Below are 13,933 nucleotides of genomic sequence, written 5' to 3' on the forward strand. Positions count from 1 at the left end.
CAAGGCGGTTGGGGCCTATTGGACCCGCTTCACCTTATACCCTTGCGCGGCCAGCATGGCGGGCAGGCCCTGTTCGCCCGCCATATGCGCCGCGCCAACGGCGACGAAAGGATGCTTGCCAGCGCGCAACATGGCTTCGATCTTGGCCGCCCATGCCTGATTGCGGCCCACGAACAATGCTTGCCGCAGCACCGGATCGGCCAGCATGCCGCGCTTTGTCTCCTGCGCCAAGGCATCGACATTGCCTTCGCTCCATGCCTTGGCCAAGGTGCTGCCATCATCGGGGGCGGCATTGATGGCCTCGGCCAATAGGCGGCGTTGGGCGCTTTCGGGCAGGCGGTCGAACAGGGATAGCTGGCCCATGGCGCCTTCCAGTTCGACCACGGTCTTGCCTTGGGGTGCGCTCAATATGGCGCGGTCTATGCCATGGGCGGGGTCGCCACTGGCGGCATCGCGGGCCAGCATCAGCGCCGCGGCCCAACTTTCGGTGTCGGTGAATTCTGTAGGGCTGCGGCCAGATAGCGCTTTGGCCAAAGCGGGGTGCATCGTTTCGGGCAGGCGCTGATCCAGCGGGGGCAGGGCGGGTGTATGGGCGAGGCTTTCGAAAGCCTTGGCGGTGGCGCTGCTGTCATTGAGCGCGGCAATTTCCACCACCACGCTATCGGCCTGCTGCCAAGCCTGCTCCACCGGCCCGCGCCGCCAGTCTACCGCGCGGGGCAGGGCGTGGATCGTGCCGAACAGCCAACCCTTTTGCCCCTGCGGGCCTTCCACTTGCCACAGGGCGGGGTGAACGGGTGCAGGGCTGGTGTAAAGCCACAGCGCCAAGGCGCCCAAGCCTGACAGCAAACCCAGTCCGGCCAGCCAGCTTTTGCGCATTATTGCACGCGCTTGACCGTGACGCCCAGTTTGCGCAGTTGCTCCTGAAGGCTGCCTTTGCCCGCCAGATGGCCTGCGCCCACCGCCACAAACAAAGTGCCCGGTTGATCCAGATGCGCCTTGATCCACTGCGCCCATGCGCGGTTGCGTTGATAGAGTAGCACTTCGGCCAGACGCGGATCGCTTTCCTCCGCATTCATCAGGCGGGCGAGTTTGGCCGCATCGCCAGCCTTCCATGCAGCAATCATCGCTGCCAATTCGCCGGTAATTTTGGGCGCGCCCACCGCCACTTCCTGCAAATAACTTTTTTGCAGCGGCAGGGGCAGGCCGTCGAACAGACCGAATTGATAGGCCGCCGTTTCCAGCGCCTCGCGCTTCTGCCCGCGCGCCTTGGCCAGAGCGCCCAGCTTGGTGTCCACGCCCTGTTCGGGGTCATAGCCAGCCTTTATCAGCGGCAGAGTGGACAAGGCCACCGCCGCATACCACGGGCGGAAAGGATCAAGTCGGGAAACTGGCTCGCCAATGCCGGTCAGCGCCTTCTCCAGCGCGAAGCGGGTTTTGGGAGGCAGGCTATCGCGCAGATTGCCCCCTTGCGGCAGCAGTGCCTTGGCCAGCAACTGGTTGCGCATTTCCTCGGGGTTCTGGTCGGCGATCTCGGTCACCAGCGCATCGGAACGGTTGAAGGCCTGCTCCAGCTTGCCATCCAGCCAGACCACATCAGCGGGCAGGGCGTGGACCGTGCCGAACAGATAGATCGTGGTGGCGCCCTTTTGCACCTGCCACAGGGCAGGGTGGGCAATGCTTTGCAGCTTGACGGGCTGGGCTGTGGGCACGCGCTGCGTCGCGGCCAAGGCGGGCAGCGTGACCAGCGACAGGCCTAAAGCGAGGCCGGAAATGATTTTGCGGAATTTTTGCATGGGCGCTGCCTATAGCGATTGGGCGGGGGCTGTCGATGGGGGCTTTACGCAAAGGACCATGCCCGCGCCGCATGAACATGTGGTGAAAAAAAACATGCCCGCGCCCATTGCCCGCCCCTGCGCCGCCAAACCCCCATTGACCCTTCACGCGCCATCGGCCAAAGGCTGGCCATTATGAGCGACCCAGCACTTAACTCCGCGCCAGAGAGCAAACTGCCTCTCAGCTTTCAGGACATGATCCTCACGCTCCATGCCTTTTGGAGCAAGCACGGCTGTCTGATCCTGCAACCTTATGACATGCGCATGGGCGCGGGTACGTTCCACCCCGCCACCACCTTGCGCGCGCTGGGTCCGGAAAGCTGGAAAGCCGCCTATGTCCAGCCCAGCCGCCGCCCCACCGACGGCCGCTATGGCGAGAACCCGAACCGGCTCCAGCATTATTACCAGTATCAGGTGATCCTGAAGCCCAGTCCGGCCAATCTGCAGGAGCTTTACCTGCAATCTCTGGCCGCGATTGGCGTGGACCTGCTGGCCCATGACATCCGCTTTGTCGAGGATGACTGGGAAAGCCCGACGCTTGGCGCATGGGGCCTTGGCTGGGAAGTGTGGTGCGATGGCATGGAAGTCACGCAATTCACCTATTTCCAGCAGGTGGGCGGGTTCGACTGCAAGCCGGTGGCGGGTGAACTGACCTACGGGCTGGAGCGTCTGGCCATGTATATTCAGGGTGTGGACCGCGTTTACGACCTGCGCTTCAACAATGAAGGCGTTTCCTACGGCGATGTTTTCCTGAAGAACGAGCAGGAAATGTCGAAGTATAACTTCGAGGTGGCCGATACCGAGCAATTGTTCCTCGGTTTCCAGCATGCCGAAAAGGAAGCCATGCGCTGTATCGAAGCGGGCGTTCCTTTGGCCGCCTATGATCAGGCCATCGAAGCCAGCCACCTGTTCAACCTGTTGCAAGCGCGCGGGGTGATTTCGGTGCAGGAGCGCGCCAGCTACATTGGCCGCGTGCGCGATCTGGCCAAGGGCGCCTGCGAGGCGTGGATCAACAAGAACGAGGCCGAATGGGCCGCAAAGTTTCCGGGGTGGAGCAAGTGAGCACCTTTCTTCTTGAACTGCGCAGCGAGGAAATCCCCGCGCGCATGCAGGCCGCTGCCCGTGGCGAGCTGGAAAAGCTGTTCCGTAATGCGTTGAACGCTGCTGGTGTGACGTTGGGGGGCTTGCAGGTGTGGTCCACGCCGCGCCGTCTGGCCCTGATCGCCACCGGCCTGCCGCTGGCGACCGAAGCGGTGAGCGAGGAAGTGAAAGGCCCCAAGGCTTCCGCGCCCGAACAGGCGCTGGCAGGCTTTCTGCGCAAGACCGGCCTGACGCGTGAGCAATTGGTGGAACGGGATGGCGTGTTGTTCGCCATCACCGAAAAGCCCGGCCGCGCCACGGCAGAAGTGCTGGCCGAAGCGATCCCCGCCATCGTGCGCGGTTTTAGCTGGCCCAAGAGCCAGCGCTGGGGCGCGGCTTCGCTGTCGAGCGAGAGCCTGCGCTGGGTGCGTCCTTTGCAGGGCATTGTGGCGCTGCTGGATGGCGCGGTGGTCGATTGCGAGGTTGGCGGGATCATTTCGGGGCGTGAGACGGTGGGTCATCGTTTCCATTCCACCGGCGCGGTGGCGATTGAAAGCGCCGAGACCTATGCCGCGCAATTGCGTCAGGCCTATGTGCTGGTGGATCATGAGGAACGTCAGGGCATCATCCGCAGCGGTGCGGCCAAGGCAGCGGCAGACGCTGGGCTGGTGCTGGTAGAGGATGAAGGTCTGGTGGTGGAAAACGCCGGCCTGACCGAATGGCCGGTGCCTTTGCTGGGGCGGTTTGAGGAGGAATTTCTTGAGGTTCCGCCTGAGACTATCCAGCTAACTGCGCGTATTAACCAGAAATATTTCATTTGCCGCGATGCCTCGGGCGCTCTGGCCAATGCTTTCATCTGCACCGCCAATATCGCGGCCAGCGATGGCGGCGAAGGCATTGTGGCGGGTAACCGCAAGGTGCTGGCCGCGCGTTTGAGCGATGCGCGCTTCTTCTGGCAGCAGGACCGCAAGGTGTCCCTGTCGGATCAGGCCAAGAAGCTGGAGCGGATTACGTTCCATGAAAAGCTGGGCACCGTGGCGCAGCGTCAGGAACGTTTCGTGGCTCTGGCTGGCGATTTCCAGGGTGCGCTGGCAGGCAGTACGGAGCATGCGCGCCAGGCGGCAGCCATTCTGAAGGCTGACCTCGTAACGGAAATGGTGGGTGAGTTCCCCGAACTACAGGGTTTGATGGGGGGGTATTATGCCGCCGCTGAGGGCATGCCTGTGCCGGTGGTGGCTGCCATTCGTGATCATTATAAGCCCGCTGGCCAGTCGGATGAATTGCCGACCGAAGGTGCCGCGATCCTGACCGCCTTGATCGACAAGGTGGACGCGCTGGTTGGCTTCTTTGGCGCTGACCTAAAGCCGACCGGTTCAAAAGATCCGTTTGCGCTGCGGCGCGCTGCCTTGGGCGTTATCCGCTTGATCACCGAAAACGGCCTGCGCCTCAATCTGGTGCCCCTGTTCGACGCAGCGGCCCAATTGTATCGTAATCAAGGCGTGGCGGTTGAGAATGTCGGGCAAGACCTCCTCACCTTCTTCGCCGACCGCCTCAAGGTCCAGCAGAAGGAAGCAGGTGTCCGCCACGACCTGATCGACGCGGTGTTCGCGCTGGGTGGTGAGGATGACCTCGTCCGCCTGCTCGCCCGCGTCCATGCGTTGCAGGCCTTTGTGCAGACCGAGGACGGGGTAAACCTCCTCGCCGGTTACAAGCGTGCGGCCAACATCCTGAAGGCCGAGGAAAAGAAGGGCTGGGACGAGGGCAAGAGTAACCCGAACCCCGATCCGGCCGAAGCCGCGCTGATCGCCGCTCTGGCGCAGGCCGCGCCCAAGGCAGAGGCGGCTGTGGCGGCGGAGGACTTCACCGGCGCGATGGCGGCTCTGGCCACTTTGCGCGGGGCGGTGGATGCGTTCTTTACCGATGTCATTGTCAACGCTGACAATTCCGACATCCGTTCGGCGCGTCTAACACTTTTGTCCGAACTGCGCGCTGCAGTGCACAAAGTGGCTGACTTCTCGCGTATCGAGGGCTAGGCGTAAAGCGAATCAGCCATCGATTCGCTTTACGAGGATCATTGTCAAAATGAGCGCATACGTATTCCAGTTCGGGGGCGATGCCACATCGTCCGATCCGCGCGCGCGCGACAAGACTGTTGTCGGCGGCAAGGGTGCCAATCTGGCCGAAATGGCAGCCATCGGCCTGCCGGTCCCCCCGGGCTTTACGATCTCGACGGAAGTTTGCGCTTTTTATAACGCCAATGGCAAATCATTTGACGATGCCTTGCGCGCCGGTGTGGCTGCCGGCGTCGCGCATATCGAAGGCACCACGGGCCGCAAGTTCGGCGATGTGGCCAATCCGCTGCTGGTTTCGGTGCGCTCTGGCGCGCGCGTTTCCATGCCGGGCATGATGGATACGGTGCTCAACCTTGGCCTGAATGACCAGACCGTGCTGGGTCTGGCCGAAGGTTCGGGCAACCCGCGTTTCGCATGGGATTCCTATCGCCGCTTTATCCAGATGTATTCCGACGTGGTGCTTGGCATTGACCATCACCTGTTCGAAGATGCGCTGGAAATGGTGAAGGAAGACAATGGCTTCTACAACGATATTGAACTGGAAGCCGAACATTGGCAGGCGCTGGTCGGCCAGTATAAGGTGATTGCCGAGCGCGAGCTGGGCCGTCCCTTCCCGCAGGATGTGCATGAACAGCTGTGGGGGGCCATTGGCGCCGTGTTTGACAGCTGGGAAAGCGACCGCGCCAAGGTCTATCGCCGCCTGAACGACATTCCGGGCGACTGGGGCACGGCCGTCAACGTGCAGGCCATGGTGTTCGGCAATATGGGCGACACCAGCGCCACCGGCGTGGCCTTCACCCGCGACCCTGCCACCGGCGAAAAGACCTATTATGGCGAATGGCTGGTCAATGCGCAGGGCGAAGACGTGGTGGCGGGCATCCGCACCCCGCAATATCTGACCAAATTCGCGCGGGAACGCGCCGGTGCCAAGCCGTTGAGCATGGAAGAAGCCATGCCCGAAGCTTACACCGAACTGGCCGCTGTGTTCGAATTGCTGGAAAAGCATTATAAGGACATGCAGGACATCGAGTTCACGGTTGAACGCAACAAGCTGTTCATGCTGCAAACCCGTTCGGGCAAGCGCACGGCCAAGGCGGCGCTGAAAATGGCGGTGGACATGGTGGCCGAAGGGCTGATCGATGAAGCCACGGCGATCAAGCGCGTCGATCCGATGGCGCTGGACCAGTTGCTGCACCCCACGCTGGACCCCAAGGCGCCGCGTGACTATCTGGGCAAGGGCCTGCCGGCTTCCCCCGGTGCTGCCTCGGGCGCGATCGTGCTGGACGCCGAAACCGCCCAGACCCGCGCCGAACGCGGCGATGCGGTCATTCTGGTCCGCGTGGAAACCAGCCCCGAAGACATCCATGGCATGCATGCGGCACGCGGCATTCTGACCGCCCGTGGCGGGATGACCAGCCACGCCGCCGTGGTGGCGCGTGGCATGGGCCGTCCCTGCGTTTCGGGTGCCAGCGCGGTGTCGATCAACGCTGCTGATCGCACGCTGAAGATCGGCAATCGCGAGCTGAAGGAAGGCGATATCATCACGCTGGATGGCGCCACCGGCGACATCATGCTGGGCGCTGTGCCAACCATCCAGCCCGAGCTGGTGGGTGACTTTGGCACTCTGATGGTCTGGGCCGACCAGCATCGCCGCATGAAAGTGCGCACCAATGCCGAAACGCCCGAGGATTGCCGCACCGCGCGCAGCTTTGGCGCGGAAGGCATCGGTCTGTGCCGCACGGAGCATATGTTCTTTGACGCGGGCCGCATTTCCGCCGTGCGCCAGATGATCCTGGCCGAAGATGGCGAGGGCCGCCGCGCCGCTCTGGCCAAGCTGCTGCCCGAACAGCGCGCCGACTTCCACGCCATCTTTGAAATCATGGCTGGCCTGCCGGTTACGATCCGCCTGCTCGATCCGCCGCTGCATGAATTCCTGCCGCATAGCGATGCCGAATTTGCCGAATTGTCAGCCGCCATCGGCATTGGCGTGGAAACTCTGAAGCGTCGCGCAGGCGAATTGCACGAGTTCAACCCGATGCTGGGCCATCGCGGTTGCCGTCTGGGCATCACCTTCCCCGAAATCTACGAAATGCAGGCCCGCGCCATTTTTGAAGCGGCTTGCGATGTGGCTTTGGCCAGCGGTGAAGCGGTTGTGCCCGAAGTGATGATCCCCTTGGTGGCAACCAAGAAGGAACTGTCGATCCTGAAGGCGCTGGTGGACAAGACCGCCGCTGAAGTCTTTGCCGAAAAGGGCAAGGTGCTGGATTATCTGGTCGGCACGATGATCGAATTGCCGCGTGCGGCGCTGATGGCGGGTGAAATTGCGGAGGAAGCGCGCTTCTTCTCCTTCGGCACCAACGATCTGACGCAGACCACGCTGGGCGTGTCGCGCGATGATGCGGCGCGTTTCCTGTCGGCCTACGTCGAGCAGGGCATTTACGCCCGCGATCCTTTCGTCAGCCTTGATATCGAAGGCGTGGGGCAGCTGGTCGAACTGGCCGCTGAACGTGGCCGCAAGACGCTGCCTGACATCAAGCTGGGCATTTGCGGCGAGCATGGGGGCGATCCTGCCTCGATCGCTTTCTGTGAAAAGGTCGGGCTGGATTATGTCTCGGCCTCGCCTTTCCGCGTGCCGATTGCGCGTCTGGCTGCGGCTCAGGCGGCTTTGGGGTGATCTATCGTTGGGGGGCCTCGCTCGCGAGGTGCCTCCGGCGGGTAAGGGGCCGGTGGCCCCTTACAACCCCGTTTCGTCTTCCGTCGAAGGGTTAACTTAAACGCGTATTACGTTGAGCGTCGTGGTTTTTTAAGGCCTGCGGCGCTAGGGACGCCAGCCACTCAAGGTCAAGACCTCAAAGCTCTCCGTCACTTTGCCCTCGTCGTCCCGCTTGGCGTCGAACGCGGCCAATGCTCTGGCCCAGCCAGCCTTGTCCACCGCCGCGCCTTGCTGCGTCAGAACGCCGCCCAAGGCCTGCGCACGCACATCACCCAGAAGGCCGGTCAGGCTGCGATAGCGCACCTTGATGTCGCGCCCATCGGCCACCGGATTGGCCAGTCCCGCCCTTTGCAGCAATTGCGCGCCCGCCCGAACATCCACCATGGGATGCATCCGCGCATAGGAACGCTCGCCATCGGCCGCCTGCATAATTTCGCGCAGCGCAGGCAAAGATCCCGCCGCCATCAGGCTGGCGATCAGCAAGCCACCGCTGTTCAACGCCTGCCTCAGGTGGATCAAGGCACCCGGCAGGTCATTCACCGTGTCCAACGTGCCGAGCGAGGCGATCAGGTCAAAACCACGGACCAGATAGGGCTGCTCTTCCTCCAGCCTCAGGGCATCGCCCAAAGCCGCCGGATCGGCGCAAGTCACCTCGATCCCCCGCGCCCGCAAAGCCATGGCCAGAGATCCGGTCCAGTCCCCCACCACCAAGGCGGTCTTGGGCTCCACGCGCAGAAAATCGATACGCTCCAGCACGTCCTCTACCATATCCTCAAGCACATAGCGCGCTGCATCAGGACGGCTTTGCAAGGCCCATGCGCGACGACGGGCGGCAAGGCGGCGATGCGGGGCGAAAATGCGGGGAGGGGTAGCAGGCTGGTTCATGCGGCGCTGTCTGCCGCGAAGTGCGGGCGGGGGCAAGTCCCCAATCCCACCCTTGCGGACAGGTTATAAGTGGATACACTGATACCATGCCGCTGGACTTGATCTTCCCCCCGCGATGCGCGCTTTGCGGCGCGGCGCTGGCCATGGGAGAGGGGCTATGTGCCGCCTGCTGGTCCAGCCTTGCGCTGCCAGGGGAACCGGCTTGCCAATTATGCCAACGCCCCTTGCCCAGCGAGGCGAAGAGCCACCACGCGGAACATATGCTCTGCGCGCCCTGTGTGGAAAAGCCGCCGCTGCATAAGGGGGTGGCGGCGGCGACGCTGTATAATGATACGTCCCGCCGGATGGTGATAGCGTTCAAATATGGGCGCAAGGTGGCTTTGGCCCGTTTGATGGGACGCATGATGGCGGCGCGGGCCAAGGCGCGCGGCGTGGGTGAAGGCTGGCTGCTGGTGCCGGTGCCGCTGCACCGCTGGCGGCTATGGGGGCGGGGTTTCAACCAGTCAGCCTTGTTGGCGCGGGAACTGGCCCAACAGATCGGCGCGTCTGCCTTGGTGGACGGCCTCCACCGCCTGCGCCCTACGCGCAAACTGGGCGGTCTGGGGGCGGAGGAACGTGCCCGCGTGATGACAGGCGTTATTGGCGTGCATCCGAGGCGAGCCAAGGCCTTGCAAGGGGCGCGGGTGTTATTGGTCGATGACGTATTGACCAGCGGCGCCACGACCGATGCCTGTATCCATGCGCTGCATAGCGCCGGTGTCGCCGAAGTGGTGGTGGCCTGTTTCGCCCGCGTCGACGGCGGCACCTTGGCGTAAAAAAAGCGCCCGGAGATTGCTCTCCGGGCGCCCACGTGACGAAACGATTTTGAGCGGCGCTTTCGCGTCAGGTGGTCGCCCCTGTACGGCCACCCTGGACTACCACACTCGAACCCTCACATCATTTCCCTGCCTTCCCCGAAAGGTGGCAAGATCTTTCCCTGAACCATGGCGCATCGCGCTGAACGGTTGCTTCCGGTCTCCCTCAAGACCGTGACACCTTTGTTTCACCGAATTTGCGGAAAGATAAAGCACGTATAAGGGGAGCTGTGGATTTTGGTGCTCACTTGTGGTTATCGGGCAACAGCTTTGGCCCAGTGATGGGCATAATCGAGAGAAAAGGGCAGAAAATGGCCAATGTCAGTGCAGAAGTTGAGAACGGCTCGCAGTTTTTGCCCCGTTTTGACGACAAGGGTTTGATCACCGCCATCGCGGTTGATTCGGCCTCGCGCGAAATTTTGATGGTCGCCTTTATGGACGCGCAGGCTCTGGCCAAGACGCGGGAAACCGGCCTTGCCCATTTCCATTCGCGCAGCCGTGGCAAATTGTGGCTGAAGGGGGAGACTTCGGGCCATTTCCTGAAAGTGCAGGAAATGCGCGTGGATTGCGATCAGGACGCTCTGGTCATGATCTGCGAGCCGCAAGGCCCTGCTTGCCACACAGGCGCGCAGAGCTGTTTCTACCGCCGCGTGACGGACACAGGGCTGGAACGGATCGAAGCGTAAAAGAAGAGGGGGCGCCGGAACAGCGCCCCCGACTGATCAGAAGATCTCGTCAAAGAAGCTGAGCATGGCGGCCCAGCTCTGGCGATCGGCGCTGGCATTATAGCCGAGGAAGGCCTTGCCGCGCTCGTCGCTGCCCTTGTCGGTAAAGCCGTGGCGCACGCGGGCGTAAGAATGGAAGTGCCAATCGGCACCGGCGGCATCCAGTTCCTCCCACAGACCCGCCACGTTTTCGCGGGTGGCCAGCGGGTCGGCATCGCCATGCAGCACCAGAATGCGGGCCTTGACCGCGCCTTCCTTGGCAGGCTGCTGGGTGCCGAACACGCCATGGAAGCTGACGGCGGCGGCAATGTCCGCCCCATCACGCGCCAGTTCCAATGCGGCCTGACCGCCCATGCAATAGCCGATCACGCCCAGCTTCAGACCCGCCGCTTCCGGCAACGCTGCAAGCGCGGCCAGCGCTGCGCGCAAGCGGGCGCGATAGGCGTCCCAATCGGCGCGCAAGGTTCCGGCCATGGGGGAGGCTGCTTCAAAGCTGGCCACAGGCGCGCCATAAAAATCGCCGATCAGCGCCAGATAGCCCTGCTCGGCCAGAGCGGCGGCGCGGGCCTCGATCGCGGGGCCGACATTGGCAATGGTGGGCCAGATCAGAATGGCGGCGCGGGGCGTGCCCTGCGGGCGGGCCAGCCAACCGGTTAGCGCGGTATCACCATCTTTATAATCAAGACGTTCAAGCATTGGCTTCATCCTGTTTGACATCAAAACTCTTGGCCTTGCGGATCGAGGGGAACAGCACCGCCCATAGCAAGGTGACCGCCACCGCGCCTAATCCGCCGAACACCACCGCTCCGGTTGCGCCCAGCAAAGTGGCGGCAAGGCCCGATTCCATCTCGCCCAATTCATTGGATGCGCCAATCGCCAGACCCGAAATCGCCTGCACCCGTCCGCGCATGGAATTGGGCGTATGCAACTGGATCAGGCTGCCGCGCACAAACATGCTGACCATATCCGCCCCGCCCAAAACGGCGAGCAGAACCAGCGAGAGTGTGTAATTGCGCGAAATGCCAAAGCCCGCCGTGGCCAGCCCGAACAGCACCACCGACCCCAGCATCACCACGCCGACATTGCGGCGCAGGGGCTTCCATGACAGCACCAAGCCCACCACCGCTGCGCCAATGGCAGGGGCGGCGCGCATCTGGCCAAGACCGGTGGCCCCAACATGCAGGATATCGCGCGCATAGACCGGCAGCAGAGCGGTAGCGCCGCCTAGCAGCACCGCGAAAAGGTCCAGCGTGATGCAGCCGAGCAGGAAGGGATTGCCCCGCACAAAGCGGAAACCATCGGCCAATAGGCGAAACGGATGCGCCTCCTTATTGGCAGCATGGGCGGGCAGGGGGCGAATGCGTTGCAGGTTGAACACAGACAAGCCGAGCAAACCCGCCGCCATTGCGTAAAAGCTGGGCGCATACCAACCGAACAGCAGACCCGCCGCCGCTGGCCCGATAATCGTGCCTGCCTGCATCGCCATGGAGTTCATCGCAATCGCACGGGGCAGCAAAGGGGCTGGCACAATCATCGGCGCGATGGCGCCAACGGCGGGGCCGATGAACACTTTGGTCGCCCCATGCGCCACACCCAGCCCCAGCAACAGCGGCAAGGACAAAGCATGCATCGAGGTCGCCAGCGCCAGCACCAGCGCGATCAAGCCATCGACCGCCACCGCCAGACCGCCCACCTTGCGCCGGTCGAACCGATCCGCCACCACGCCCGCCACTGGCGTCAACAGGAACATCGGCACAAATTGCACAAAGCCCAGCACGCCCAGCATCAGCGAGGCTTCCTTGATGCTCATGCCATAGGATTGGCGGGCCAGATCATACAGCTGATAGCCAATGATCACCACCATGCCGCTGGTGGCAAACCAGGATGCAAAGCGGGAAAACCAGAAGCGGCGGAAATCGGCGATCTGGAGCGGCGAGCTAGGCTCAAGCCGTGAAGCGGTGCTGTCTTGCGTGTAAGTCACAAGCAGCCCTGTGGCATCGGACGCGCCAAATGCCAAGCAAGGACTGCTTATATCTCGATGATTGCCCGATAGTCGGGCGCGCGATCAACGTTCGCGGCGCAGGCGCGGGTTGGGCTGCATCGCGGCCATCATGGCGTTGAAATCATCCAGACGGATGATGCGTTCGAATTGAAAACCGGCGCGTTCACCCGTGTTCCAGATCAGATGCGCCTCGATCCGCCCCGCCACCGGCAGGCGCACCGTCAGGCGTTCTCCACGGCCCAGTTCCAATTCCCCCGCCGCCATGAATCCATGGGCCGAGACATTGGCAATCTGCAATTCAAATTCGCCAAGACGGCGGTGTTCGGCCAGCACCCGATAATTGACCGGATGACGCGCCGAACGCCGCAAGTCGGTTACCGACAATTGCGCGCCATGGGCCATGTGCAAAACTCCTCGCCATCCAACTGAACACCGAGGAGTTTACGCAGGAATGCACAATAAACGGTAAAGACGGCAATCCTCTGCCGCCCTGACGGCAAATTTATGCCGGCTTCAGCACGCCATGCTTTTTCTTGCCCGAGGAAATACGGATTTCCCCCGAAGTCAATGTGATAGCATGGGCTTCATCCGTTACCGATTCCCCGTTCAATTTGGCGCCCCCGCCAGCAATCAATCTTTTTGCCTCGCCACGGCTTGCCGCGAATCCGATTCCCACCAGCGCGTCGATGATCGTCGCGCCCTCTGCGGGCACGTCCCACACCGGCAGATCAGCCCCGACTCCGCCACCGGCGAAGGTGGCCTTGGCGGTGGCTTCGGCGGCTTCGGCCGCTTCGGGACCGCGCACCAGCTTGGTCACCTCATTGGCCAACACCACCTTGGCGGCATTGATCTCGCTGCCCTGCAAGGCTTCAAGCCGCGCAATTTCATCTAACGGCAGGTCGGTGAAGATTTTAAGGAAGCGGCCAACATCGCGGTCGTCGGTGTTGCGCCAGAATTGCCAGAAATCATAATGGGGCAGCAGCTCTTCATTGAGCCAGACCGCGCCATTGACGCTCTTGCCCATCTTGGCCCCGTCCGCCGTGGTCAACAGTGGGGTGGTCAGGCCGAACAGTTCGATTCCATTCATACGGCGCGTCAGTTCGATGCCGTTGATGATATTGCCCCATTGATCCGACCCGCCCAATTGCAGGCGCACGCCATGGTTCAGCGCCAATTCGCGGAAGTCATAGGCCTGCAGGATCATGTAGTTGAATTCAAGGAAGGTCAGCGGCTGCTCGCGGTCCAGACGCAGCTTGACCGAATCAAAGGTCAGCATGCGATTGACCGTGAAATGCGGGCCGACATTGCGCAACAGGTCGATATAGCCCAACTCGCTGAGCCAATCGTCATTATTGACCATGATCGCGCCGGTGGGGCTGTCGTCGAAACGCAGCAGGCGGTCAAACACCTTGCGGATACCGGCAATATTGCTGGTGATCACCTCCTGCGTGATCATCTTGCGGCTTTCGTCCTTGCCGCTGGGGTCGCCCACCTTGGTGGTGCCGCCACCCATCAGGGCCACGGGGCGGTGGCCTGCCTGTTGCAAGCGGCGCAGCAGCATCACCGAGGCCAGATTGCCCACATGCAGGCTGGCCGCGGTGGCGTCATAGCCATTATAGGCCACCACAATTTCCTTTTGCGCCAGAGCGTCCAGCCCTTCGGCATCGGTCAACTGATGGATATGGCCCCGCTCGGACAGCAGGCGCAGCAGATCGGACTTATATTCGGTCATGGTTGCCTCTTTTGAAAATCCGCCTGTAAAGGGGATCT

General features: G+C 62.3%; 12 protein-coding genes. 5 read left to right on the top strand and 7 right to left on the bottom strand.

Annotated elements, in window-relative coordinates:
* Positions 1-15: 15 nt before the first annotated feature.
* Both EOE18_RS05065 and EOE18_RS05070 read right to left on the bottom strand, forming a co-directional pair.
* On the bottom strand, positions 16-876 hold the full coding sequence (locus EOE18_RS05065; RefSeq protein WP_127706885.1) for a TraB/GumN family protein: 861 nt from the start codon (positions 874-876) through the stop codon (positions 16-18).
* Positions 876-1,793 (bottom strand): TraB/GumN family protein, encoded by a 918-nt coding sequence (locus tag EOE18_RS05070; protein WP_127706887.1) that lies wholly within the window; start codon positions 1,791-1,793, stop codon positions 876-878. The genes EOE18_RS05065 and EOE18_RS05070 overlap by 1 nt, the downstream gene beginning before the upstream one ends.
* Positions 1,794-1,967: 174 nt before the next feature.
* On the opposite strand from EOE18_RS05070, the gene EOE18_RS05075 reads away from it, so the two are divergent.
* The 3 genes from EOE18_RS05075 to ppdK are packed head-to-tail and all read left to right on the top strand — an operon-like array spanning position 1,968 to position 7,658.
* Complete coding sequence (locus tag EOE18_RS05075; RefSeq protein WP_127706889.1) at positions 1,968-2,894, top strand: glycine--tRNA ligase subunit alpha; 927 nt, start codon at positions 1,968-1,970, stop codon at positions 2,892-2,894.
* Positions 2,891-4,945 (top strand): glycine--tRNA ligase subunit beta, encoded by a 2,055-nt coding sequence (gene glyS, locus EOE18_RS05080; protein WP_127706891.1) that lies wholly within the window; start codon positions 2,891-2,893, stop codon positions 4,943-4,945. The genes EOE18_RS05075 and glyS overlap by 4 nt, the downstream gene beginning before the upstream one ends.
* A 49-nt stretch (positions 4,946-4,994) precedes the next feature.
* Positions 4,995-7,658 (top strand): pyruvate, phosphate dikinase, encoded by a 2,664-nt coding sequence (gene ppdK / locus EOE18_RS05085; RefSeq protein ID WP_127706893.1) that lies wholly within the window; start codon positions 4,995-4,997, stop codon positions 7,656-7,658.
* A 144-nt stretch (positions 7,659-7,802) separates the two neighbouring features.
* On the opposite strand, the gene EOE18_RS05090 is transcribed toward ppdK, so the two are convergent.
* Complete coding sequence (locus tag EOE18_RS05090; RefSeq protein WP_127706895.1) at positions 7,803-8,582, bottom strand: class I SAM-dependent methyltransferase; 780 nt, start codon at positions 8,580-8,582, stop codon at positions 7,803-7,805.
* Between the two features lie 86 nt (positions 8,583-8,668).
* Here EOE18_RS05090 and EOE18_RS05095 point away from each other — a divergent pair, with 86 nt between their 5' ends.
* Positions 8,669-9,397, top strand: a complete 729-nt coding sequence (locus tag EOE18_RS05095) for a ComF family protein (protein WP_127706897.1) — start codon at positions 8,669-8,671, stop codon at positions 9,395-9,397.
* Positions 9,398-9,747: 350 nt separating this feature from the next.
* Positions 9,748-10,122, top strand: a complete 375-nt coding sequence (hisI, locus tag EOE18_RS05100) for a phosphoribosyl-AMP cyclohydrolase (protein WP_127706899.1) — start codon at positions 9,748-9,750, stop codon at positions 10,120-10,122.
* Positions 10,123-10,158: 36 nt separating this feature from the next.
* Here the strand turns inward: hisI and EOE18_RS05105 are convergent, their stop codons facing one another.
* From EOE18_RS05105 to tyrS, 4 genes are all read right to left on the bottom strand, one after another.
* Positions 10,159-10,857, bottom strand: coding sequence for a dienelactone hydrolase family protein (locus tag EOE18_RS05105; RefSeq protein ID WP_127706901.1), 699 nt, complete (start codon positions 10,855-10,857; stop codon positions 10,159-10,161).
* Positions 10,850-12,142, bottom strand: a complete 1,293-nt coding sequence (locus EOE18_RS05110) for an MFS transporter (protein WP_127706903.1) — start codon at positions 12,140-12,142, stop codon at positions 10,850-10,852. The genes EOE18_RS05105 and EOE18_RS05110 overlap by 8 nt, the downstream gene beginning before the upstream one ends.
* An 84-nt stretch (positions 12,143-12,226) precedes the next feature.
* The gene (locus tag EOE18_RS05115; RefSeq protein WP_127706905.1) at positions 12,227-12,565 is read right to left on the bottom strand and encodes a PilZ domain-containing protein; all 339 of its coding nucleotides are present in this window, start codon (positions 12,563-12,565) and stop codon (positions 12,227-12,229) included.
* 100 nt (positions 12,566-12,665) lie between these two features.
* Complete coding sequence (gene tyrS, locus EOE18_RS05120; protein ID WP_127706907.1) at positions 12,666-13,895, bottom strand: tyrosine--tRNA ligase; 1,230 nt, start codon at positions 13,893-13,895, stop codon at positions 12,666-12,668.
* Positions 13,896-13,933: the final 38 nt, after the last annotated feature.

This window comes from Novosphingobium umbonatum (assembly GCF_004005905.1).
Classification (GTDB): Bacteria; Pseudomonadota; Alphaproteobacteria; order Sphingomonadales; family Sphingomonadaceae; genus Novosphingobium; species Novosphingobium umbonatum.